Source organism: Pedobacter sp. ok626, assembly GCF_900100435.1.
Taxonomy (GTDB): Bacteria; Bacteroidota; Bacteroidia; order Sphingobacteriales; family Sphingobacteriaceae; genus Pedobacter.
Map to the genome: position 1 here is coordinate 210,390 of NZ_FNEX01000008.1, position 25,902 is coordinate 236,291.

19 protein-coding genes are annotated in these 25,902 nt (G+C 40.1%); 9 read left to right on the top strand and 10 right to left on the bottom strand.

Annotated features, from left to right (window positions below; genetic code table 11):
• Positions 1–6: 6 nt before the first annotated feature.
• Both BLS35_RS13530 and BLS35_RS13535 read left to right on the top strand, forming a co-directional pair.
• Positions 7–2,172: a peptidase domain-containing ABC transporter gene (locus BLS35_RS13530; protein WP_090781909.1), complete on the top strand. Its 2,166-nt coding sequence runs from the start codon at positions 7–9 to the stop codon at positions 2,170–2,172.
• 89 nt (positions 2,173–2,261) lie between these two features.
• A complete protein-coding gene (locus tag BLS35_RS13535) occupies positions 2,262–2,690 on the top strand; it encodes an SRPBCC family protein (protein WP_090781828.1) in 429 nt (142 codons plus the stop codon).
• A gap of 90 nt (positions 2,691–2,780) precedes the next feature.
• On the opposite strand, the gene obgE is transcribed toward BLS35_RS13535, so the two are convergent.
• Entirely contained in the window at positions 2,781–3,788 is a 1,008-nt protein-coding gene (obgE, locus tag BLS35_RS13540; RefSeq protein ID WP_090781830.1) for a GTPase ObgE, read from the bottom strand.
• Positions 3,789–3,862: 74 nt separating this feature from the next.
• Positions 3,863–4,432 carry an adenylate kinase gene (locus BLS35_RS13545; RefSeq protein ID WP_090781832.1) on the bottom strand — a complete coding sequence of 190 codons (570 nt, stop codon included), beginning with the start codon at positions 4,430–4,432 and terminating at the stop codon, positions 3,863–3,865.
• Between the two features lie 446 nt (positions 4,433–4,878).
• Here BLS35_RS13545 and BLS35_RS13550 point away from each other — a divergent pair, with 446 nt between their 5' ends.
• The 5 genes from BLS35_RS13550 (at position 4,879) to BLS35_RS13570 (ending at position 12,389) form a co-directional block, all read left to right on the top strand.
• Positions 4,879–5,457: an RNA polymerase sigma factor gene (locus BLS35_RS13550; protein ID WP_090781834.1), complete on the top strand. Its 579-nt coding sequence runs from the start codon at positions 4,879–4,881 to the stop codon at positions 5,455–5,457.
• A gap of 76 nt (positions 5,458–5,533) precedes the next feature.
• Positions 5,534–6,646: a FecR family protein gene (locus BLS35_RS13555; RefSeq protein ID WP_090781836.1), complete on the top strand. Its 1,113-nt coding sequence runs from the start codon at positions 5,534–5,536 to the stop codon at positions 6,644–6,646.
• Between the two features lie 141 nt (positions 6,647–6,787).
• The gene (locus tag BLS35_RS13560) at positions 6,788–10,291 is read left to right on the top strand and encodes a SusC/RagA family TonB-linked outer membrane protein (protein WP_132225987.1); all 3,504 of its coding nucleotides are present in this window, start codon (positions 6,788–6,790) and stop codon (positions 10,289–10,291) included.
• A gap of 17 nt (positions 10,292–10,308) precedes the next feature.
• Entirely contained in the window at positions 10,309–11,856 is a 1,548-nt protein-coding gene (locus BLS35_RS13565; protein ID WP_090781838.1) for a SusD/RagB family nutrient-binding outer membrane lipoprotein, read from the top strand.
• Positions 11,857–11,864: 8 nt separating this feature from the next.
• Positions 11,865–12,389 carry a TlpA disulfide reductase family protein gene (locus BLS35_RS13570; protein ID WP_090781840.1) on the top strand — a complete coding sequence of 175 codons (525 nt, stop codon included), beginning with the start codon at positions 11,865–11,867 and terminating at the stop codon, positions 12,387–12,389.
• Between the two features lie 53 nt (positions 12,390–12,442).
• Here BLS35_RS13570 and BLS35_RS13575 read toward each other — a convergent pair whose 3' ends face one another.
• Positions 12,443–13,114 carry a peptidylprolyl isomerase gene (locus tag BLS35_RS13575; RefSeq protein WP_090781914.1) on the bottom strand — a complete coding sequence of 224 codons (672 nt, stop codon included), beginning with the start codon at positions 13,112–13,114 and terminating at the stop codon, positions 12,443–12,445.
• Between the two features lie 63 nt (positions 13,115–13,177).
• On the opposite strand from BLS35_RS13575, the gene BLS35_RS13580 reads away from it, so the two are divergent.
• Together BLS35_RS13580 and BLS35_RS13585 are read left to right on the top strand one after the other, a co-directional pair.
• Positions 13,178–13,975 carry a helix-turn-helix domain-containing protein gene (locus BLS35_RS13580; RefSeq protein WP_090781842.1) on the top strand — a complete coding sequence of 266 codons (798 nt, stop codon included), beginning with the start codon at positions 13,178–13,180 and terminating at the stop codon, positions 13,973–13,975.
• Between the two features lie 67 nt (positions 13,976–14,042).
• Positions 14,043–14,528: a DUF6265 family protein gene (locus BLS35_RS13585; protein ID WP_090781844.1), complete on the top strand. Its 486-nt coding sequence runs from the start codon at positions 14,043–14,045 to the stop codon at positions 14,526–14,528.
• Here the strand turns inward: BLS35_RS13585 and BLS35_RS13590 are convergent.
• The 7 genes from BLS35_RS13590 to BLS35_RS13620 all read right to left on the bottom strand — a co-directional run bounded on the left by BLS35_RS13590 (position 14,486) and on the right by BLS35_RS13620 (position 25,882).
• Entirely contained in the window at positions 14,486–16,873 is a 2,388-nt protein-coding gene (locus tag BLS35_RS13590) for a hypothetical protein (protein ID WP_132225986.1), read from the bottom strand. The genes BLS35_RS13585 and BLS35_RS13590 overlap by 43 nt on opposite strands.
• Before the next feature lie 8 nt (positions 16,874–16,881).
• The gene (locus BLS35_RS13595; protein ID WP_090781847.1) at positions 16,882–18,030 is read right to left on the bottom strand and encodes a DUF4249 domain-containing protein; all 1,149 of its coding nucleotides are present in this window, start codon (positions 18,028–18,030) and stop codon (positions 16,882–16,884) included.
• Positions 18,027–20,534 carry a TonB-dependent receptor gene (locus BLS35_RS13600; protein ID WP_090781848.1) on the bottom strand — a complete coding sequence of 836 codons (2,508 nt, stop codon included), beginning with the start codon at positions 20,532–20,534 and terminating at the stop codon, positions 18,027–18,029. The genes BLS35_RS13595 and BLS35_RS13600 overlap by 4 nt, the downstream gene beginning before the upstream one ends.
• 4 nt (positions 20,535–20,538) lie before the next feature.
• The gene (locus BLS35_RS13605) at positions 20,539–21,273 is read right to left on the bottom strand and encodes a hypothetical protein (RefSeq protein ID WP_132225985.1); all 735 of its coding nucleotides are present in this window, start codon (positions 21,271–21,273) and stop codon (positions 20,539–20,541) included.
• Between the two features lie 135 nt (positions 21,274–21,408).
• A complete protein-coding gene (locus tag BLS35_RS13610) occupies positions 21,409–23,097 on the bottom strand; it encodes an endo-1,4-beta-xylanase (protein WP_090781853.1) in 1,689 nt (562 codons plus the stop codon).
• Between the two features lie 24 nt (positions 23,098–23,121).
• Positions 23,122–24,096, bottom strand: coding sequence for a DUF5627 domain-containing protein (locus BLS35_RS13615; protein ID WP_090781855.1), 975 nt, complete (start codon positions 24,094–24,096; stop codon positions 23,122–23,124).
• A gap of 25 nt (positions 24,097–24,121) precedes the next feature.
• Entirely contained in the window at positions 24,122–25,882 is a 1,761-nt protein-coding gene (locus BLS35_RS13620; protein WP_090781857.1) for a RagB/SusD family nutrient uptake outer membrane protein, read from the bottom strand.
• Positions 25,883–25,902: the final 20 nt, after the last annotated feature.

A 25,902-nucleotide genomic window follows, 5' to 3' on the forward strand; every position in this document is an offset into this window, starting at 1 on the left:
AAGGCTATGAGCATTAAAGTAAAACAACGCGACATTACAGATTGCGGAGCCGCTTGTCTGGCTTCTGTAGCCAGCTACTATAAACTAAATTTACCTGTTGCCCGTATCCGGCAACTGGCCGGAACCGATAAAAAAGGCACAACGATATTTGGCCTTGTAGAAGCCGCCCAAAAATTAGGCTTTGAAGCTAAAGGTGTTAAAAGCCCATTCGAAAGCCTCTTCAAAATCCCTACCCCTGCCATAGCCCATGTTCTTGTAGATCAGATCTTACAGCATTATGTGATCATTTACAAAGTCAACAACAAGTTCATCCAATTGATGGATCCCATTGATGGGCTAATGCACAGAAAAACCCATGAAGAGTTTAAAAAAGAATGGACTGGTACCTTAGTCCTACTGTTACCCACAGAGGAATTTGAACCCGCAGATACAAAGAACTCACTACATCGCCGCTTCTGGAATTTAATAAAACCCCATAAAAACATTTTAATCCAAGCCTTGTTTGGAGCCATTGTCTATACCATTTTAGGTCTATCCACTTCCATTTTCGTGCAAAAACTAGTCGATTTTGTCCTGGTCGACGGCAATAGGAATCTACTCAATCTCATGAGCGTCGCCATGGTGGTTGTCTTGGCCGTACAGCTTTTTATAGGTACTGCAAAAACTATTTTCACCCTAAAAACAGGGCAAATGATAGATGCCCAACTCATATTGGGTTATTACAAGCATCTGCTCAAACTACCGCAACAGTTTTTCGATACCATGCGGGTAGGCGAAATTATCTCGAGGATTAATGATGCGGTAAAAATCAGAACATTCTTAAATGATGTCAGCATTAACTTCCTGGTCAACATTTTCATTGTCTTCTTTTCATTCCTCGTCATGTTTACCTATTACTGGAAACTGGCCTTACTGATGCTAGCCGTTATCCCAGTCTACCTACTGGTTTATATTGTAACCAACAAATTGAACAAAAAAGCACAGCGTAGGCTGATGGAAAACTCAGCAGAACTGGAATCTCAACTGGTGGAAAGCTTAAACTCCATCGGCACGATCAAACGCTTTGGATTAGAGAACCATGCCAACGAGAAAACTGAAACCAGATTTGTAAAGTTGCTGCAAACTGGCTTTAGCGCTAACATGAACGCGCTATTCTCAGCAACATCTTCAGAGTTAATTTCAAGACTACTGACCATTATCTTACTTTGGGTGGGTGCTGGCTTTGTGCTCGACAATAACATTACTCCAGGAGAGTTACTGTCATTTTATACCCTTATCGGTTATTTTACCGGACCAGTATCCTCTTTGATCGGCATGAACAAAACTGTACAGGATGCTGTGATCGCTGCCGATAGACTCTTCGAAATCATGGACCTTGAACGAGAGAACAATGAAAACCAGATTGAACTCACTGCGGATAAGATTGGCGATATACATTTTGAACATGTTTATTTCCGCTATGGCAGCCGAGCCCCTGTATTTGAAGATTTAAATCTGACCATCCCTCAAGGAAAATTCACAGCGATTGTTGGCGAAAGTGGATCAGGAAAATCTACACTCATGACCATACTCCAAAGTATTTACCCGATACAAAAGGGTAATGTCAGCATCGGAAAATACGATCTGAAATACATACGAATGGCTTCTCTGCGACAAACTATTGCCGTTGTACCTCAGAAGATCGATTTGTTTGCCGGCAATGTAATCGATAATATTGCTATTGGCGATTACGAACCAGATATGCAACGGATACTGGATATTTCGGAACAACTAGGTATCGTCGATTTTATAGAGACCTTGCCTAAAGGATTTCAAACTTATCTTGGCGAAAATGGCACTACACTTTCAGGTGGACAAAGGCAAAGAATTGCCATTGCCAGAGCGCTATACCGCGAGCCAGAAATCCTGATTCTGGATGAGGCCACCTCTTCATTAGATTCGGCTTCCGAACAATATGTACAAAAGGCAATCGATATTTTAAAGGCCAACCATAAAACGGTGATTGTAATTGCTCATCGATTAAGTACACTAAACCATGCAGATAAGATCATTGTATTGGACAAAGGACTGGTCGTAGAGCAGGGCACACACAATGAACTGTTATTCAATGTAAACTCGGCCTATGCTAACTTATGGAAACTACAAATGCCCGAATTATTAACCAGAACCTAGAAACACAGGCTTTATGATAATATTAAAAACTGTTTGGCCCTTCCGGGAGTTTTATAAGGAAACCGTTTTCTGTAAAAAAAACAAAGCCAATGAAAACAGATCCATTTGTAATAGAAAGAACCTTTAGCGCAGCTCCAAGCAAAGTATGGGAAGCCATAACAGACACAAAAAAAATGAAGCAATGGTATTTTGACCTTGAGGCATTTAAACCCGAGGTAGGCTTTAAATTCCAGTTTCTAGCAGGCAGTGACACCAAAAAGTACCTCCATATCTGTAAGGTTACTGAGGTAGAGGAAGGTAAAAAGTTAACCTATTCCTGGTGTTACGACAACTACCCAGGGCAGTCATGGGTTAAATTCGAAATTTTTGAAGCGGGTACAAATACCCGCGTAAAATTAACACATACTGGTTTAGAAAGTTTCCCAAGTAAAGATGATCCCAATTTCGCCAAGGAAAGCTTTGCTGCCGGATGGACAGAAATCATAGGCAAAAACCTTAAGAATTTCGTGGAGCAATAAAATAGAATGGGGCCATACCATCTTCTCATGATACAGCCCCATTTTTATAAGTTATTATCATCCTAAATTTAGGATAACGACCAAATTCAATTAATCCTGTTTAGCATTAATCGCTTCCCAGATCATATCTTTTAATTGTACCAATCCCTTTTGGGCTACAGATGAGATAAATATGGAAGGAATATTTTTAGGAAGTTCCTTTTTCATTTCTGCCATCAATTCCTCATCCAACATATCTGATTTGGTAATTGCCAACAAGTGTGGCTTTTGCATCAATTCAGAATTGTAATCTTTCAGCTCAGATTTTAAGATTTCGTACTCCTCTGTTATGCTCCTATGCGTATCTGCTGGAACCATAAACAACAATACCGAGTTACGTTCGATATGGCGTAAGAAACGATAGCCTAAGCCTTTACCTTTAGAAGCACCCTCTATAATCCCCGGAATATCGGCCATTACAAAGGACTTACTATCACGGTAAGATACTATACCCAGATTAGGTACCAAGGTAGTAAAAGGATAATCAGCAATTTCTGGCTTAGCTGCCGAAACCACGGATAGTAAAGTTGATTTACCAGCATTAGGAAAGCCTACTAATCCCACGTCGGCAAGTACCTTAAGCTCCAGCACAATCCACTCTTCTCTTCCCGCTTCACCTGGCTGTGCAAAACGAGGTGTTTGCATCGTTGGCGTTTTAAAATGCCAGTTGCCCAATCCACCACGACCACCTGCCGTTAGAATCTTAGTTTCTCCCTCTTCCGTAATTTCAAATAGCACTTCTCCTGTCTCTGCATCCTTGGCTATCGTACCCAGTGGCACGTCAAGAATCTCATCTTTACCCGATTTACCAGTAGATGTTCCACTTGAACCAGATAGACCATCAGGGGCAATAATATGCTTACGATATTTTAAGTGAAGTAGTGTCCAGAACTGGGTGTTACCTCTAAGGATGATATGGCCACCGCGACCACCATCACCACCATCAGGACCTCCGGTTGCTGTTCTTATATCACGGTGCAAATGTGCAGAACCTGCCCCTCCTTTACCGGAACGGCAGCATATTTTAACATAATCTACAAAATTGGAACCTTGCGACATAATTTCTGTTTTTTTTATAAATAACAATAGCGGGCAGCATTAAGTTCTGTCCCGCTATCAATAATGTTTTTGTGCTAGTATTTATCTATTACTGCGCTTAAATTCGCAAAGATGTCATCGATTTTACCGATACCATTTACTTTGCTCAATTTATTTTGTGCTTCGTAATAAGGCAAAACGTGGATCGTTTTGCTAAAATATTCTTCAATACGTTTTTGCAACTTATCTGCCTGATCATCAACACGACCGGTTTCAATCTGGCGTTGTGCAATACGTTTAGTCAGTTCATCCTGATCTACGTCAAGTGCAATTACACCTGCAATGCTACTGCCTTTACTCACTAAAAACTCATCTAAAGCTTGAGCCTGAGGAACTGTACGAGGGAAACCATCAAATATAAATCCTTTGGCCTGTGGGTTTTTATCCACTTCCTCTTCCAACATAGCGATGGTAATTTCATCAGGAACCAATTGCCCCTCAGCAATTAAAGCACTAACTTGTTGTCCAAGTGGCGATTGATTTTTAATGTGTGCCCTGAAAAGATCACCTGTTGAGATGTGGATCAATTGATATTTTTCGATCAATTTTTCAGATTGGGTGCCTTTGCCTGCACCCGGTGGGCCAAAGAGAACAAAATTCAGCATTTGGGTTGTCTTTAAAGTTAAAAAGCCTTTTGCCAGCGGGCATAAGGCTTTTGTTTGTTGTTTAATCTTTCAGGGTTAAGGACACCATGCAACTCAAGGAAGATTTAATAATACCTATTGTTACAAATTGTGACTTAACCATTGAAAATATTTTAATTTTACCTATTCAATCCAATCATTATAACACATCCATTTTCAATTCATTAAATCATTGAATTAGAAAAATAAGGTGGTTAGTTTTGAGGCTGCAAATATATAATTATTAATTTACTATATTTATTTTTTTGCAAAATACTGAAGTCGATTCTGGGTATTAATCAAGTATTTCATCTAACATTCATTATGAAAGGAGCTTTATATTTCAAGTCATCAAAGCCTCATTTTAATACATATATTTCAAATTAAAACAAAAATATCTACCTTCGCCATAGATAATATATACAAATATGTCAACATACAGTAAGCTAAGTGATTACGAACTAACCGCCTTATTAAAGGATGGTGATCGTATGGCCTTTACTGAAATATATGACAGGTATTTCTGGCAACTCCATGTCCATGCTTATAAATGGATGCGCAACCGGGAAGAAACCAAAGACATTATCCACGAGCTTTTTTTGACCCTTTGGGAAAAACGGGAAACTTTATCTTTTGAGCCTAGCCTGCTCAGCTACCTCTCGGCAGCTGTAAGGAACCGCATATTTAACCTACTATCTCACAAACGCATTGAGTCAGCCTACTTAACCACACTCGAAACCTTTTCAAATGAAGACAACTGTGTTACAGACCACTTGGTTAGAGAAAAACAAATGACTGCACTTATTGAAAATGAAATTGCAGGTATGCCAGGAAAAATGCGTGAGGTTTTTCAATTAAGCAGAAAAGAGAACCTAAGCCATAAAGCCATTGCTGGTCAGCTTAACATCTCCGAATTAACAGTAAGGAAGCACGTTCAACATGCCTTAAAAATCTTACGCTTCAAAATCGGCATCTACCTGATCCTATCCTTTTTGATCGGTATTTAATTTTTTTCATTTTTATTTACCCCCTCCACAGTGTTCAACTGTATCTCTTTATAAGGCATTAATTGTCTGGTCGAATATGGAAGAAAAAAAGGCAAAGGCACTGTTTCAAAAATATGTAGCAGGTAATTGTACTGAAGCAGAAAAAGCGCTTCTTGAATCATGGCACCTCCAGCATACCCCGGATATTTATCCGGATATGAATGTTGAAGAGCGCTTAGAAGACAAGCAGCAAATACTTGCAGCACTTGAGCAAAGCATTGCACCTGTAAAACAAATTGTCTTTTGGCCAAAAATAGCGGCTGTAGCAGCCCTGGTATTCGTGTTCGTCAGCTTTGGACTCTATACTTATCTAGACAAAAATAAACCTGCACAGCACCGTACAGTAGTGGCAAAAACCGATGTGCAACCCGGAAGAAATAAAGCAGTGCTTCGGTTGGCAAATGGTCAAACTATTAATTTAAACGGCGATAAAGAAGGAATTGTCATTAAAGCCGATGAACTAGTCTACAATGATGGCACCCAAATTAGCACCAATGCGCTTAATGCTAAAGCTGCTGCACACAACGTCATCAGTACCCCGGTAGGCGGACAATATCAGATCATTTTGCAAGATGGGACTAAAGTTTGGCTTAATTCGGCTTCATCATTAAGCTACCCGACCAGCTTTACGGGTAAAGAACGGAAAGTAGAAATTGCAGGCGAAGCTTATTTTGAAGTTGCTCGCAATAAAGCTTTGCCTTTTAAAGTGATGACTAAAGGTCAAACTGTAGAAGTATTGGGCACTCACTTTAACGTAATGGCTTACAAAAATGAACAGGCCATCAAAACAACACTACTCGAAGGATCAGTAAAAGTAAGCAACCAATCAGTCGCTAAATATCTCGTACCAGGGCAACAGGCTCAGGTAGCTGGACAGCACATTACAATTGCCAATCATGTCGATTTAGAGGAGGTTGTTTCCTGGAAAAATGGGTATTTCAAGTTTAATGAAGATATTAAAAGCATCATGAATAAAATTGCCAGATGGTACGATATAGACGTAGTATACAAGCCTGGAGTAGATTTAAACCAAACCTTTTCGGGTGAAGTCTCTAAAACCAGAAATGTATCTGCCTTACTAAAGGTGATGGAACTAACCGGAAATGTAAGCTTTAAAATTGAAGGAAGGAGGATCATCGTTATGCCATAAAACTACACATAAAGATGACCTTAAAAAGAAACCGGGAATGATTGGACTCATCCCCGGCAGAATTGTAAGGGCTCTAAAAACCGCGGCTTAAGCGGGATTATTATTGAATTGACAATTATCTAAACCCTAACTATCAAATGTATGATTTTTTACCTAAACGTTAAACGTGGTGGAAGCCATAGTATTATACGAAAACTCATCATGCGGATTAACTTATCCATATTTTTCATCTTACTAGCCATGATCCAAGTATCGGCCAGGGATGCATTCGCACAAAAAATTACGCTGGATAAAACCAATACCAGCCTTAACAAAATTATAAAAGAGATTCGTACGCAAAGCGGATACGACTTCTTTTATAACAATGCACTTATTGTAAAAGCAAAACCGGTATCTATTCATGTTAGAAATGTATCGCTCGATGAAGCGCTACAAAAATGCTTTGCGAATCAAACATTTACCTACCGGATTACCGACAAAATGGTAATCATTATGGAAAAAGAAGAGACTGCACCTACCCATACCGCAATGCCACAAGAACCCATTACCGGAAAAGTGGTTGACACCACCGGAATGCCTTTACCAGGCGCCACAGTAAAGGTAAAAGGTAGTACTAAAGTGACCATAACTGATGCTAGTGGTACATTTGTATTAAAGGATGTGAAAGAAAATTCGATCCTGGAAATTTCTTATTTAGGTTTTATAACCCGGGAAATAAAAGCCACAGCCAACATCGGTAAGATTATTTTACAGGTTGCACAATCAGGATTAAATGAAGTTGTGGTCACCGCAATGGGCATATCCAGAGAGAAAAAAGCACTAGGCTATGCGGTGCAGGAAGTAAAGGCAGAAGAGCTGACCACTCGTCCAACTAATGCTTTGAGTGCCATTTCCGGTAAGGTATCTGGTCTGCAAGTCATTTCCTCTGGAGGTAATATGGGTGGCTCAACCCGTGTCTTACTCCGCGGTATCAATTCAATAACTGGCAGTAACCAACCTTTATATGTAATTGATGGCACACCGATAGACAACTCAGACCTGAACACTTCTTCCACCGTAAATGGAAGTGCGGGTAAAGATGTAGGGAACATGATACAGGATCTGAATCCTGATGACATAGAAAATATTTCAGTCCTCAAAGGACCTTCGGCTGCCGCACTATATGGCTCGAGAGCTGCCAACGGAGTAATTTTAATTACGACTAAAAAAGGAAGTAAGAACGAAAAATTCGAGATTACCCTAAATACCGGAATTGATCTAGAGAACATTATCCGACTACCTACAAGACAGCATTTATACGGACAAGGCTATGCCAATACCTTTGCTAAGGCCACAATTAACGGAAAAGAATATAATATCGTAGATTATGCTGCTGATGAAAGCTGGGGACCAAAATTGGATGGAACACCTGTATTACATTGGTATAACCTGGATCCAGAATATCCTGCTGATTATCTAAATCCACAGCCATGGGTTTATCCTAAGAATGATGTCAACTACTTTTTCCGCACCGGTATTGCCAATACCAATAACATTGCGGTTAGTGGATCTAGCGGCCAAACCAATTACCGTTTATCCTATACCAATAAAAATGTACGTGGTACAATTCCAAATTCCACTTTAGGACGTAATGCCGTAAACTTTTCAGGTTCTACACAGCTAGGCATTGTAAATGTATTCAGCAACCTGAACTATGTCAAAAATAACACACTGGGCAGGCCCTGGACAGGGGCATCCAACCGTAACATTATGCTCGAAGCCTTCCAATGGGGCGGAGTACAGGTGGATTACAAAAAACTAAGCGAATACAAAAGAGCAGATGGTACTGCGCGCCCATGGAACAGAACAGGATATCAGAATACAGCTGCTGACGAAGCAACCCGATTTATTGACAACCCATACTGGTCTGCCTACGAAAGTTATATGGAGGAAAATCGCGATAGAATTTATGGAAATATGGGCTTCACAGTGGATGCCAATAGCTGGCTTAAACTAACAGGAAAAGTACATGCCGACATCTACACTTCTGAGTACCAAGACCGCATAGCGGTATATTCACGTTCCCAATCGCAATATCAAGAGTACACCAACCATTTTAACGAATTCAATTACGAGTTCCTGGCTTCAGCAAAGAAAAGCTGGGCAGATTTCTCCCTATCTGGCAATATTGGAGGGAACATCAGAGATCAAAAACGCCGTATTAGTGATGGATTAACTCAAGGGGGCCTCATTATCCCGCAATACTACAACCTTAAAAATGCACCTATCGTACTAAACAACAATAACTTTTTCCACAAACAGGTTTATTCCTTGTACGGCAGCTTCTCGGCCGGATGGAAGGGAATGCTTTACCTGGATGGAACTTTACGTAACGACTGGTCGTCGACCCTTCCTGTAGACAACAATTCATTCATTTACCCATCCCTTACCGGAAGTTTTGTATTTAGTGAACTTGCAGGTTTAAAAAAACAAGAATGGCTTGATTTTGCTAAAGTACGTCTAGGCTGGGCACAAGTAGGTAATGATACAGATCCATATCAACTACTCCCTGTTTTTGAAGCGCAACAACCATTTAATGGAACTGCGAATTATCGTTTGCCAGTTACACTAAATAATCCGTTGTTAAAACCTGAGATTACCAGTTCTGTAGAAACTGGGATAAATGTACAGATGTTTAAGAATCGCTTAGGGCTTGATGTAACGTACTACAACAACAACAGTCGCAACCAAATTCTTCCCGTACCGATGTCTGCGGCCTTTGGGTATGACAACAAAGTATTAAACGCAGGAAAAATAAACAATAAAGGTATAGAGGTAACCTTAAATGGCACACCAATAAAAAGTGGCAACTTTGAATGGAATAGTACACTCAACTGGTCTAGAAACCGGAACAAAGTGGTTTCCTTAGATGAAGGCGTAAACACCCTTGAACTCAGCAACCTGCTGGTAACTTTGGTGGCACAGGAAGGCAAACCTTACGGACAAATAATGGGGAATGACTTTGTGTATGCGCCAGATGGACAACGCGTGGTACAGGCAGATGGTACTTACCTTAAAACCTCGCAACAAGTAGCATTAGGAAGTGTGCTGCCGGATTATTTGTTTGGTTTTCAAAATACCTTCACTTATAAAAAAATGCGCCTGAGCTTCCTGATAGATGGAAGAATGGGAGGAAGCTTCTTCTCCCAGACCTATAAAGTAGGTATGTACGCGGGTGTATTGGATAAAACTGCAGCAAATGGCATCAGGGAGACTGGCATTGTTGTAGATGGCGTAAAAGCCGATGTAGCTTTCCATCCTGATGGTTCGTATACCGTGACCAATACCCGTAAAAACGACACTAACATATCGGCACTGGCCTGGGCAAGGAATGAGTACAATGGACCAACTACTTTTAGTGTGTTTGATGCTTCATACATTAAGCTAAGAGAGCTTACGCTGGGTTATACTTTCGACTTGAAAAAGAACAGCGCAATTCGCTCCCTTGGTCTTACTGCTTACGGAAGAAACCTTTGGAACATCTATACCAAAAGTAAATACATTGATCCAGAATTCACCAATAGTGGCGGAAACGTACAGGGCATAGAGGGCGGTAACATTCCAGTCCCTATTACCTATGGTTTAAATGTAAGTGTTAAGTTTTAACCCTAAAAATTACTGAGATGAACTTTTATAACAAAATATCAGCCATTGCATTATTATCGCTTACTGCATTTATTTCATGCAAGGACGAGAACCTGGCCGAAATCAATATAGATCCCAACAGACCGGGCAATGTGACTACTCCTACCTTAATTTTATCTGCTGAAAAACAAATCATGGACAACGTGAGGAATCTGGATTTCTCCTTGAATGGCACCATGCTATTTGCACAGTACTACAGCCAGAACATTTATACAGATCAAAGTCGTTACGATCTTCCAAAGAGCACTTCGGATCGCTATTGGGCTGATGGGTTTAAAGCTTTAAACAACTTAAATGAGATCATTAAGCTCAACACCAATCCAGCCACTAAAGCCATTGCCGCTGTTGGTACTGTTGCAGGTACAAATGCCAACCAGATTGCGATTTGTCGTGTATTAAAGGCCTTTACCTTTCATTCCCTAAGTGATGTATTTGGCGATATACCTTATCAATCGTTCGGCAACGCAGATCCTTCATTTGAAGCTTTGCAACAAAACCCTGACAACTATACCCCTAAGTATGCTACTCAGGAAAAAATTTATACGGACCTGCTGAATGAACTGAAACAGGCGGCTGATACCTTATGGAAATATCCGACAGCCAATACTTTTGGCTCTTCCGATATTATATACAAAGGCAAGAATGAAAACTGGGCAAGGTTTGCCAACTCATTACGTCTGCGCCTAGCCACTAGAATTCGCACAAAATTACCCACGCTTTCGCAGCAACATTTTGCAGAAGCACTAGCACAAGGTGTATTTACATCCAATATACATACTGCTGCTTTTAAATACAGTACATCGGCGCCAAACGAAGCTCCGCTTTATAAAGCAACGATTACCGCCAACCGTCAGGATTTTGCGGTATCACACATCCTCATCAATTCCTTAAAAGGAGAATTGGGGCCTTTTAACACTTTAGATCCTCGTTTAGCGATCTATGCAAGGCCTAACAAAAACAATGAGTATGTTGGTCAGCCTTATGGTTTGCCTTTAGAAGCTGCCGGGATTAATAAGCCTGCCGACATCAGCTTACCGGGTACATTGGTTAATGCAGCTGATTTTAGTGAAGTACTTCAGGAGTATGCAGAGGTAGCATTTTTAATCTCTGAGTATCAAAACTGGAGCGATAGTGAATACAAAAATGGAGTTGTAGCCTCCCTAACCCGTTGGGGCGTTGCAGAACCAGCAGCACAGACCTATGCGAATAATCTACCTGCGGCAACTAAAGAAAGGGTGTTGACACAAAAGTACTTTGCGCTTTATACCCAAGGACTTGAATCCTGGTCGGAAATTCGCCGTACAGGATTCCCAAACTTTTTGGTTAAGCCAAACGATGTCGTATGGACAAGGGTTACCCCTGCAGAAACCTTTAATTATGTATTCAAACCAGTGTTCGGAAATGGCATACCTAAACGTATCTATTACCCTGTAAAAGAACAAAGTGTCAACAAAACCAATTACCAACAGGCGCTTGCTGCTCAAGGAGATGATGTAATTACCACTCCACTTTGGTGGAATAAATAAACATAGCTATGAAAACATTATTAGTTTACCTGATCTGCTTATTTCCAACCTTTTTAATCGCTCAGGATAGCAAACCTGATGATCGAGGATACAAAGTAAAAGTAGGTGACCAGGCCCCAAGTGATTTTAAATTGGTTTTATCCAACGGAGAAACGACTAGCCTATCCAAATTGAAAGGAAAAGTAGTTGTTCTACAGTTTACCGCTAGCTGGTGCGAAGTATGCCGTGAAGAAATGCCACATCTGGAAAAAGATGTTTGGCAGGCTTATAAGGATAAAGGCTTAATGCTAATTGGTGTAGATCGTGACGAGCCCCTAAAAGTAGTGCAAAAATTTGCGAAGGACATGAAAATCACTTACCCATTAGCACTTGATCCTGGTGCAGACATTTTTGGCCGCTTCGCAGATAAAAAAAGCGGCGTAACCAGAAATGTAGTAATCGATCAGCAGGGCAAAATCGCCTACTTGACACGGTTATATAATAAAGAGGAATTTAAAGGAATGCTTGCCGCAATTGAGAAATTGCTTAAATAGTAGAGCACTTTTAGAAAAAGAAAAGGCTGAGAGTTCTCAGCCTTTTCTTGCTTTTATTTTAATTGCTTCCTCAATTTTGCAGCTTCTGCTTTAGAAAGCACTATAGGGTTAAAAACCACAGGGCTAAGTGGCACGTCATTTTTATCGGTAGCCACAGCATTAATAACATCTGCCACTTCCATACCGGCTACTATTTCTCCAAAAACGGTATAGTCCTGATCCAGATGTGGGATCCCTCCTATTGATTTATAAATAGCCCTTTGCGCTGCAGAAATCTTTCTATTTTTCTTCTGCTCAATGGCATCCAACTGTGCGTCGGTTTGTTTTTTGCCCGTTACCAGGTAAATCTGTGTAAAGTACGACGCTTTAGCTGGGTTGTCATCTCTACCTGCACCCAAAGCACCTTTCTTATGAAATAATTTCGGATTAATTTCAGCAGCGAACCGCTCCGCCCCAAGCTCTGGGTGTAATTTCTCTCTGTTCAGAATGGTATCATCTAATTCTCCCCCTTGACTTACAAAAGACTTGATGACACGATTAAATTCGGCGTTTTTATACAAGCCAGTTTCAATCGTGTTTAAAAACATATCTCTATGCTTTGGGGTTTCATCATAAAGCATTACTATGATGTCACCTTTATTGGTCGCAAAGCGTACGAACGTAGACTGCGCTTTTAATAAAGTGACGAACAGAATCAGGGCTAGAGATAGGAGTAGTTTTTTCATCGGTAAATAAATATAAATACTAAGGTAAATAGTTATTTTCTCAAACATAGTCTAATTTGCAATATGAAGTTCATTAGAATCGCCCCACATCCCAATCTAACACAACTCATCGAATGTTATTGGATGATGCAAAGCGATGATCCGACACCCAGAATAGAAAAGATTATTCCCGATGGTTTTACAGAGCTGATATTTAATTATGGGAGTGTATACAAAGCAAAAACCGAGAAAGAGTGGCATGTACAAAGCCCAAATTTACTAGCCGGACAAATCAGCAGTTATTTTTACCTCGAAAACACCGGACCTACAGGCTCTTTTGCTATTAAGCTGAAACCTGCTGCGCTAACTCAGCTATTTAACCTGAGCATGGACCAGTACCTGGATAAAATCGTCGATCTTGATACTTTTCCTAATCAACAACTCTCTACTTTAAAAGACAGCCTGCTGCCATTCCAAAATGAACACCATCTTAAACTGGTTTTAGATAATCATTTTATTGAGCTCAGTAAAAACGCGTCCGAAAATCCACTAAAAGACACATTAGACCTCATCGTTAATTCAAATGGAATGGCCACCGTCGCAGAAATGGCTAAGGTTGCCGGACTCGGTGAAAGACAGTTAGAGCGACTGTTTAAAAAATACATCGGACTTTCCCCTAAATATTATGCCCGGATCATTCGTTTCAATTATATCTTTCAACTGATCAAATCAAAAAATAGCAGCTGGACGGAAATTGTCTACCAATCTGGTTATTACGATCAATCACATTTCATCCGCAACTTTAAAGCTTTCACAGGTGAAGATCCTTCCTCCTATTTCTTCGAAGAGAAAAACATGGCTAACTTTTTCTTAAACAAGTAAATTAACCAAGTCGGTTTTGTACAATACTACTGAATTGACTGTACTTATATTTGATTAAAAAAAAATTATGAAAGCCAAAAAACTAATTCTTGTTGTCCCAATCTTGCTCCTAATTTCCACGGCCTTTGGACAAGAAACCAATAAACAGAAATTTAAAAAATTAGAATGGTTGGTAGGCAAATGGATTAGAGCTAATCCCGCGGCCGGACAATCTGGTTATGAAACATGGACAAAAATAAACGGCTTGAAGCTAAGTGGAAAAGGCGTCACACTAAAAGGAAAGGAAACCATTTTTTTGGAAAACCTTGAGTTTATCGTAAAGGGGAATGATATTTTTTATTCAGTGATGATTACAGGCGAAAAGCAACCAACTTATTTTAAGCTGACTGCATTAAGTGCGAATGGTTTTACCTGCGAAAACACGAAGCATGACTTCCCTAAAAAAATAACTTACCAACGTGATGGCAAGTATGTAAAGGCAGTCATTTCGGGCAATGGGCAAAGTATGGATTATAATTTCGTAGCGGCGTCTTTAGAAACCTTAAAACTGTAAGAACTATGCCCGGCCTGTCCATTTTCCGAGAGCGATTGAACCACAACAATATATTCACCTTCCAGATCTGAAGTATAGAAGTCTAGGGTCCCTTTCCCAAGATTATTAGTGCTATTCTCAGGCCTCCATAACAACGTAGTGCGATAATCGGCTAACCTCGATCTCCTCGAAACGTCTCCCTCATACATCGGAGCGTAAAACTCTTTCTGGTACTGAAGGCCATCATAATCAAGTACCACGGCCTGTGCCGGAACCTTAACTCCTGATAAATTACCATTGTAAGTCCGGAAGCTCGCAATACCTGAAAATGCATGGGTACCATAGCCATAGGTATTAGTGACAATTTCCAGATCTTTTATATTCCTCGCATCCATTCCAACAATTGAATTTCCATCATCAAATAATGGAAGGCCATCAATCAACATCAAAGGGGCTGAATCAAAAAAATTATTAGCCTGTTTATCAAAAGCACTTAAATGGAATTCCTTTTTCCGCAATATAACGTTGATATCAGAAACATACTCCCTCAAAACTTCCTCCATTTTAGTGAACCGAACGTAGTCATCTAAACGATAACGCCTATCTGGTTTTTTATAAAATAACGAACTGTCTTTAACAAGGTTTATTTCCTTGTTTAAAGACCCCGAATGAAATGCATTATTTACTTGCATTGCAATACTCCTTTTTAGCAGGGAATTAGTATCCAGATTTTTGTTAAAACTTGGATAACCATATTCAGCAATTTTTTCCGAGTAAGGAGTTTGAATTTCTATACGCGCCAAACTGTCCAAGCGAGGGTCGGTTTGAGCAATAATTTCATGACTTCCATAAAATTTTCGGGGATAAAAATGTACGCGCCCATCTTGTTTTGATACACCTGTATAAAACTGAAATTTACGTCCCGGTATGGACAAAAAGACATTAACACCAGGCATATTAGCTTGCGTCAGCCTATTTACGACTTTGCCGCTTACAATTGGCCCTTGAACTTCTGGAAGGTACTCCAATTCTCTTTTTTCCCCACTTAGTGCATCTTTCCATACAAAGCGCCTCCAACCATGAGTGAGCATTAAGTTATCAGTAGCAATGGTTGAAGAATCACTTAAATACCAGGAAGCATTTTCAATTTGTCCTTTTAATTCTGAAGTTAGCCAAAGGCTGGTTACAATATCCTCCTCATATCCGTTAGCATCAGCTTTAAATACCGCTACAGAAAAATTAGAATTTGCCGGTCTGGCATGCTGAGTTTGTGAAACTGAAACTTTAACTGGCGCTCTCTTTGGATATTCTACTTTATCTGTTGAAACCGACACTTTCAATAGTGCTGATGGCTTTTTAAAATAGAGTCGTTCACAAACAGCTTGGCCTGCCGCATTGAATAAAGTAAAATGTGAAATTCCATCTCCTAGCTTTTCAATCGGAAGCTCAACCGTAGGTATGGATTGCTGAGCATTTATTGTATAGTTGCTAATTACCTTTTGCCCAGAATGAACAAATAAAATAAAATTTCCTTTCTGATCAAGATTACTCTGAATGGAAATATTTAACATTGAATCTTGCTGAGTCTTTACCTGCATAACCATACCTCTTTCAAAAACTTGAGGTAACTCTGCATAAAACACTTTTCCAATTCTAGGCTGGATGATTACCCTGTAATTTTTTCCCGATTCTGGCTTAAAATAAAAGTTACCTAGCCCAAACTTCAAGGGCCTGAATTTCGCAAGTGTATCATTATGATCATTCAAAACAAAACCAGTGAAATCGAAGCCTTTGCCTGTATGATCAACTCCGCGAAACCCAATTTTACTAGTTAATCCGTTAACCAGGTTCCCACCCTCGGGAAAGAATTGTATCGCGGATGCAATCATGGGAGGATCTTCTGTAGGTACAGAATCGACCTTTACTGTATTATATATCGAAAGTCCTTTATGAAAGAAATAGTTCGCATCAAAATTTTTCATCCAATTGGTATATACTCTCAACAGAAAACTTCCTGATTGTAAGGAAACTGGAAGATAAATAGAACCCGAACCAGTGCCATTATCGAGTGAGACCTTCACTTGCAATACCGGTTTATTTTGAGCATCTAATAATTCGACATAGGCAATTTTGCTTACATTCACTTTGCGATTGGTATAGGCTTCGACATTGTATATTTTAAACCATAAAATTTCGCCGGCCAAATAAGAATTCTTGTCAGTATGAACATATATTTTTTCTTGGAAATTATTGTCCAGATGGCTCCTAAATTTTTGCTTAAGCAAACCGGTATCGAGTAGCTGACCATAGCACGGTGCATGGACTACAACCCCAATAAAAAATAAAATTGCAATCAAACTTTTCATAAAAGCAGTTAATTTGGCCAAAATGCCGGTTTCAAATTAGATCCTTGTAAACGGCAGTCTATACACTCCTCGGTACTCATGGTATACTTGTACATAAGCGGGCCTCCTGGATATGTCTCGGCGTACATTTCATTGACAATAAATTTGTTGGAACGTATGTAATAAACTAAACTATCCTTATCAATGACTGACGCATTACAGTTTTCCCGATATACCCAGTTGACTCCACTAGACGGCTTATCTTGATAGCTGATAAAAATTCTCTTTTCGACAATAGTACCAGCACTGATCCAGCCGAGGACCTTTTCAGCTGGGTCTGAGATACAAACCAGATTTCCTTTGAGCTCGGAGGGCTGAACATCGAAAATACCACCGATCTGTTCTGTGTTTTTTTTCATCCTTTCCATAAATTCGTAGGCGTCCTTTGTTAATCCATACTGTCTAACCAAAATACTGTAGAGCTTAGCCACCTTTACAGAATTACCTGGGATGTAAACGATCGGCACCAATGTTAATTTGTCCTCAGAAAGACGTGCGGTTGATCCAAGGAGAATAGTTGACGATTTTGAACTTGTCCAACAACGTTGGATATTTACACTCGGATCGCGTGCTACAACCTGCGAATTTTTAAATTCCATAGTCGAGACAAAAGGTACGCCCACCTCCCAGGTTTCCTCATAATCCCATGTATAAAATCTGGTATCATTTGCCGGATCATGTGTATTGGCAAAAATTTGGAATCCTTTATCAGTTATGGCGTAGCTTATGCTATCGATTTCCGGAGTGGCTTTGGTTGCTAAATACCCAGTTTCGTAAACTTTCCCACTGGCGAGGATAATTCTGGCTTTATATTTTTTTCCCAGCACTAAATTCTGCGTCATTAAAAAACACTCGCCCTTTTCCGTTGATTTTCCCGTAACAACGCTTCCATCCTCCCCCTCTATAGTTATCGTAGCATTTTTCTCCGGATCAGTCGACCTCGAATCCTGCAAATCGATGGAACGGCTTACCTTAATCTGAGTTGTGCCCCCAATGTTTATAAAGCCTTCAACAACCAGTAAATCCTTGTAATTCTTGCTTACTTCTGGAGTAAAAGGATCTTTACACGAGGACATAATCAAACAGCAAAGAAGGAATGCAATTTTTAGTGCTTTCATTTGAAACGTATGTTATAGTTTACGAATGGAATGGCAGTTCCGAAAATGGATAATTGATACCCATTTATGAGTTTATTTTCACTGGCGAAGAAAGTTGCAAAAGCATTTTTCCTGTTTGTGAGATTGTATACACCAATCGTCCAGGAATTGTGAGTCAATTGCTTTATCCTATGGTTACCTAAAATATTAATGGAAAGATCAGACCGGAAATAATTAGGAATACGGTATTGGTTTCTCTCCGAATACAATAATCGCTGTCCCCCCTGGTAGTAATATTTTCCAACAGGAAGTGTGATGGGCCTGCCGGTACTGTAAGTAACATTCAGTGAAACGCTTACACGCTGCGAAAGGCGGTAATTTCCAATGAAGGTAAAATCATGTGGTTTATCATAATTAGCTGGATAGTACTCACCCAGATTTATGGAATTACTACCCCTTGCGTCATCTGTTTTAAGCATGGTTCTGGAATAGGTATAACTAACCCAACCATTTAACTTTCCAGCTGGTTTTTTAACAAGGAATTCGACCCCATACGCTTTACCCTGCGTTGGCAAAACATCCTGTTCTATTTGATGGTTCAGTATTAACTTAGCACCACTTTTATAATCTAAAAAGTCATTTATTTTTTTATAGTATCCTTCTACAGATGTTTCAATCGTATTGGAATTAAAATTTTTATAAACCCCCAGTGAAAACTGACTGCCGCTTTGCGGTGCAATATTTAAGTCACTTAATTTCCATATGTCAGTAGGTGACATACTGGTCGCATTACTAAGCATGTGAATGTACTGTCTTTGTGTATTATAACCGGCTTTAAGTGATAAATCAGGGTTTAGTAAAAATGTTGCTCCTAATCTGTATTCTGGACCTTGGTAAGTTTTGATCACCTTACCTTTGGCATAATTTACTACCGAGACAATATTAGCATCGCTTTTGTCTAAGCCATCAGCATAGATGTTTGCAGCCCCAGCTCCCAAGCTGCTGTAAAATGAATAACGTAAACCCGCAACTAAGGTAATTACTTTTGAAAAATCGTAAGTTTGTTCGACAAACAGGGCATTTTCAAGCCCCTGCTCCGGGGACAATACATCAGCCATAACCAACGATTTGTTGGTAAGTGGACTCAATTCCCCGGGATTATTTGTGTAATAAATAGAGCTGGTACCAAAATTGGCACTCCATCTATTTCCAGGGGAGTAATTAAAATTAGTTTTAAAATTAGTCTGAGCGATGCTAAACTTCAAGCTATAATCGATGTCGTCCTTATAGGTACTAAAATTATCATAGCTATATTCGTCCCGCCCGGCACTTATTGTGCCATATAGTTTTTCATTGAAAATGTGCTTCCAACGCAAAGACAGGTTCCTGTTCTGGTATTGAAAAGTAGTGTCTGTGGCCAAATTAGATTTATCGCTACTCAGGTATGCAGTGACATTAAAAGAGTTTTTATCATTCTGTTGATGGCTTATACTAAGATTTAAATCATAAAAACTAGCTTTGGCACCTCGGTAACCGGAATTTTCTGGCAGCATGCTAGTGATCCAGTTGGAGTAGGTTGTTCTTCCGCCCAATATAAATGAAGTTTTATCTTTAATAATCGGGCCTTCAATGTTCAACCTACTGGTCAGGAGACCAATGCCTGCAGTACCGGTAAATTCCTTTTTATTTCCGTCTCTCCCATTCAGTTCAAGCACAGAAGAGAGGCGTCCCCCATACTTTGCGGGAATACTACTCTTATAGAGCTGCACATTACTGATAACTTCCGGATTAAATGCTGAGAAAAAACCAAAAAAATGAGAAGGATTATAGACTGTTGCCTGATCAAAAAGAATGAGGTTTTGATCTACGGAGCCACCGCGCACGTTAAAACCAGTACTTGACTCCCCGACTGATTTCACCCCAGGAAGCGTTAATACTACCCTAAGTACATCGGCCTCCCCGAAAACTGTAGGCACTTGTTTGATCGTCTTTATATCCAGGCGCTCAACCCCCATATTAGTTCCCAGAACATTTGAGGCCTGATGACTGGTAATAACGACTTCTCTCAACACCAATGGCGTATTGGCCAGCTTATTTTCCTTTTTTACTGACATCGGAGCATTCCCCGACGAGAGGTCTGCGGCTAATGGGACAGTTTTTAGAGTCTTATTTATCTTCGTTTCAGCCGTTTGCTTAGAGGGAATAGCAGTTAGAATTTGTACATGCTTTGTTAAAAAGATTGCATTTTCAAAAACCGCATAGTGAAAATCCGAGCCATTCAGGGCCTTATCCAACACTTCCCTTACAGCGACATTTTTAAGATCCAGATTCAATGGAAAGTTCTTAAAAAGAGCTTCATCATAATAGAAGCGATAGGAAGTTTGAAACTCCAGCTGTTTAACTAACTCATTCAGCATAGGACCCTTTAGCTGTACATTTACCCGATCTGTTAAGAGATTTTGTGCTTTCAGTTTTGATAGTGGTAATAACAGCAACAGACCTATTAAAATAATTCCATGCTTCATAGTACTACTGCTTTAATGAATCATGAAAACTTACCAATCTCAAAAACGCCTCCTCCCTATTCCCATTAAAATCCAGCTTATTGGCCTTTATATAATCCTGATTTTCCTTTTGAGTGGCGTTAAGCAGTGTGACTATGTCTTGTTTACCTTTGATTCGAGTGTAAACTGAATCTTTTAGCAGGTAATAACTCACTGTCTGTTCCACTTCTTTCTCAATATATTGAGTTACATTTTCAGTCACCTTTTTTACTCTTTTGGCCAGTAATGTTATTCGTCCTTCATAAAGTAGGTCATAATAGCCAGGAGCAATATTTTTAGGCACAGTTCCAGGTTTAAAATTTATAAAGTTGTGATTATGCAGAGAAAAGCGCTCTACATGCTCTGGCTGGACTACAATTCCTCCGCTGCTGTCGGCATTTAAAAGTAACAACTGGTCACGTATCAGGTCATACATCACACTCATATTTTTATATGTTAGACCATCATAAACGATAGTTCCCTTTGTGTAACTACTATTGATAAATGAAGCATGTCCGCCATTTTTAAATTTTGGATGGGGGTAATGCATCTCCCCATTATATAGCGGGCCGTCTGTTTTTTGCAAATTCAATAAACCACTGATAGCCTTTTGAGATACCTGTGTTACAAACAAACTATCGTCCCCGGTCTGGGCCAATGCGGGGAATTCTAAAGCTGTAGACAGGACCAAAGCGGCAAATATTTTTAGAGCATTATTCACTGGCATTGTGTTAAAAAATTGAATTGTTAAACAAGCATTGATTCGCAAATCATCGTAGTAACTTTCCCAAGTTCAATTTAAATACCGGAAGAAACTAAACAAGTAACTCCCGGTATCGGTTTGAGCGTTTTATTACTATTTATTTTTTAGACCTTCAACTACACCGACATATGCCGGTTTCCTAACAAGACCTTCTGTCCATAAACCGATTGGTTCACCCGCTCTCCAGCTTGAGCTAGCTGGGCTATCCTGAGGGGCCCAGATGGTTATTCCATAGCGCTGAGCGGCAGGGATAAGCTCAAAATATCTTTTCACAACATATTTGTACATTTCTGCCTGTGCGGCATATTGTTGTGGAGTAACCTGCGCAGTTTTTATGCTCCCTTCAAACCCCATATCCAATTCAGATATTTTTATCAACTTACCGGTTGCTGCCAACAAGGTGAACATCTCGTCAATCTTTGCCTTATTTGAAGTAGCGACAATGTGCATTTGTGTGCCTATCCCGTCAATTCTAGCACCTTTATCTTCAAGATATTTGACATACGCAATCAAACCTTTACATTTATCGATGCTATATTCCAGATTATAATCATTGATAAAATGAATATCCGTTGCATTCCCATACTGTCTGGCCCACTGAAAAGCTTTTAAAGCATAATCTTTACCCATATAGTCCTGCCAATAAAATTCATCAGCTGCTAAATCGGTCCTTCCTACACCCGTTTTAAGTTCGGCTGGTCTCCCATCATCCATTGGTTCATTAACTACGTCCCAGGCCTTGACCTGCCCTTTAGAAACCGTTACGATATCCTTAATCCACTTTTCAAGCGCAGCACTCACCAGCGTTTTCTTTTCATCGGCAGTTTTTTCTATGGTGGTAGATCCGCCAAGTGGATTGTATTTTGTTAATCTTATATTATCAAAGTAATAAGTCGTAGCTGTTTTGCCCAGATTAAAGGCGATTGTCTGACTTGTTGCCATGTCCGTGTTAATGTCTGCGACATAGGTGTAGGTAGTCCAGGTAGGAGTAGAAGAAATTGATCCAAAAAATGCATAATGTTTGTAAGCACCAGGAGTGGTATGCGCCTGGGTACTGTAAGATGCAGGAGCATCTGAACGCACATCCATCTTAAGCTCATATTTTTCACCTGCTTTTACAGCTGGAGAAAACTTCAAAAACAACTGCGCGTCATAATCATTGGCTCTAACACTTGCATTAGTTATTTTCAGGGCTCTACCCACTCCGCCTTTACCCTCACCTATAGCGCTGAATGAGGCTACTGCATTCGTATTGGATTGATAATTTGCAGCATTATCAGTTTCAAAATCTGCAGCGGTTACCAAATCCCATGTGGGGCCACCACTTGAAGGTATGACAACCGGGGCTATTAATTTATTTAAATAGGTTGCATTCTGGTTGGCATGCCAGGCAAGCGTATGCCCAAAAACGGAAATACCCGCGCTTGTAGCAGTATTCAATAGCGATTGAACATTCTTTAGCGATGTACTCCCATCGGCCTGCACAACAGCACCATGTTTCATCTCATAGCCAAGTGTGATTTCATCGAAATTACTATTCAAAAGTCTATACATTACCCCTTTGGAAACATATTCCTGTAACGAGGCTCCTGCACCTAATTTAAAATTAAGATTTGTATTTCTGTCCACATAAGTTTTTAAACCTTGGTAAGCATCTATTTCCTCCTGGGCAGCGAAAGTTACCGGCTTATCAACATGAAAGTCGAGCGCCTCATATTTATGGCAGGAAGCAAACACTACAGACGCAACCACGCTCAGTGCTATTTTGTAAAATGGTTTCATAAATCCCGATTATTAGATTAAAAATTAATTGACCCCTAATAGGAAGGTCTCTGCCTTAACTCCACGATCGCGCATAACAAGCGTATCTACAGAGGTTACTGTTCTGTCGTTCAGATCAACCTGATAATTCAGATAAAGTGCATCACGATCCTGATTACCCCAGCTATTTTTCTCCCCTCTTTTTACAAACTTTCCAGTTCCGGTGGCTGTAAAACTGCCATCACCTGCTGCCACGGTACAGTTACCACTATTGTCAAAAGTCAACACCAAAATACGGTCTATATTTACCCCGCCGCTGCCTTTAAATGTTACCGGAAAGGCAGCCTTATTCAGCGCCAGCGTGTTTAATTTGTTTATCTCATCCTTCTCTACATATTGCATGTGACGTACCACCATACTATTCAACGAAGTATTACCACCTTTGCCTACAAATGTATCCTTACCCCTGCGCAGGTAATACCCCGTCCATGGATTGATGTACTTAACGGCATACATGGTAGACTTTTTAGCCGGCAATATCGAGCCCGCGTTAACAACATTAGTCATCGTTAGTGGAATAACATAGGTTGTGTTTACTGATAAAGGGTCTGCGAAAAAAGCATCAGTAAGCTGTACTTCTACACCCCCAATTATTTTCCCTTTGGGAATAACGATCTTGTCAGAGGCTAATGTATAATAGTTAGCCGGCATCGCCCTTACTATGCCGCTCAATGGAGGTCCAAATGACAGCCCCTGAGTCATTGAGTTATCAACGGAAATCCCAATAGTTATCTCTTTTTTATTTTCATACACACCGCCTAAAGTGCCCATGATCTGAATCTTATGCTGGTTATCCAATGAAGTATCGAAAATATCCTCCCCGAGGGTAATCGTTCTGATTGGTGTCTGATAAGCGAAATAGACTGACTGCGTATCGAAGTCAGGAAACTCCATTTCCTGATTTTTGCAGGAACCAAGTGCTGATAGGAGTACGAGTGATATATAAAGTAGATTTTTCATCTTAATAATTTGTTTTTAATAAATACTACCATCCATTGTTTTGCTGTAAAGCATTATATTTCAACCGTTCACTATTGGGAATTGGTCCGAATCTCATATAATCCTGATAGTTTCTCGCCTCTACATTTATCGGTTGATAAGTGCTTGCTGAAATACTCACACCTGTTACTGCCTCACTTAAGTTTGCATTCCATCTCCGCAAATCCCAGAAACGAAAACCTTCAAAGGCAAGCTCCAGCCTTCTCTCGTTCCTGATTAATGTTCTCATCGCATCCTTATCTGCTTTGATGGATTCCAGATAGGCATCTCCGTTTGTAGTCCCGACACCAGCTCTGGCACGAATAGCCTTAATCACATCATAAGCTGAAACTGGATTGCCGCCATTGGCCATAGGCCCCCACGCTTCATTCGCTGCCTCTGCATAATTCAAAAACAATTCGGTATAACGGATATGTGGTCTGTAGTGCTTTTGATTATTGACTGTTGGATTCAAACTTACATCCTGCCTTAATAATTTTCGCATATAATAACCCGTTCTGGTAGAGGTTTCCCTTCTGTTTAACCCGTCATCATTGGTGGTCAAGTCTATCGTAGTATTAATTACTTTATTTGTTGGCCCAATGGTATTTCCATTATAAACAATATACTTAGCTAAACGTGGATCACGACCTATATAAGGAGTGGAAGCATTATAGCCACTAGATGCTGCATTTGTAATAGGGTAACCATTTGACATTGGAAACGCATTAACCAGATTCTGTGTAGGATTAAGACGTCCCTGTCCAGATAAGGTAGGTGGATAATTAGCGGCTTCCAGATCACTGCTTGAGCCAATATTGGTTCTCCATAGAACTTCCCTGGGACTAGCACCTGAGGCTAAGGCATCAATTTCAGCTATATTAGTATACCAGGTAACGCCATTCGGATCTAAATTAGTAAGCCAGCCATTAAGCTGCAAAACCTGAGCTGTGTAATTAGCAGCTTCAGTCCATGTTGTGGTATTTCCGGCACTGTATGCCTGACTTGCAGCCATCAGCGCCGACTTCGCACGAATTGCCTTAGCAATCCGGGCAGTCAGCCGCTGGTTAAAGAATTTACCAAAAACCCTATTGTAAGTTTCTACCTTAATCCCGTTATATTTTTGGGGAATCTCTGCTGCATTGGCAATATCCTTATAATCAGTAGGGAGCAGCCCTTCTGCCTTATCCAGATCGCTGTAAATTTGCTTTATACAGGCTTCGAATGTAGCTCTTGGCTGGTTAAAATTTGACTCTGGCGTTTCTGGCTCCAGAACCAAAGGAAAACCATATAAAACACCTCCTGCCCATCCTGCGTGCGCCTGAAGCATATAATACATCAGGTAAGCGCGCAATCCATAGGCTTCACCCTTATGTTTGTCGTTAAACATCCTATTCAACATAGGATCTTTAGAATCCCAGGTCACCTTGTCGGCCTCGGCAAGAAATATGTTTAAATACTGGATACCTGCTCTTGAATTTGTCCACTGATCAAGTGGATTAAACATAGCTGACCACTGCCCTGTGGCAATTTTTCGGTAATTATTATTAATATCATTACTTACGGCATCGTCTGTAGCCACGTCGTTAAAAGACCAGCCATTTGTAGGAAGCCGGGTATACCCGTTAAGTAATAATCCATGGGCTAACGCTGGCTCGTCGTAGATATTCTCAAAATTTCCATTATTTTGAGGAGCAGGTTCGGTAAACTTTTTACAACCTGATAGGGTAAAAAAGAAACCTATTAATAGTAATAAAATTCTGTTCATCTTTCTAATATTTTATTCAA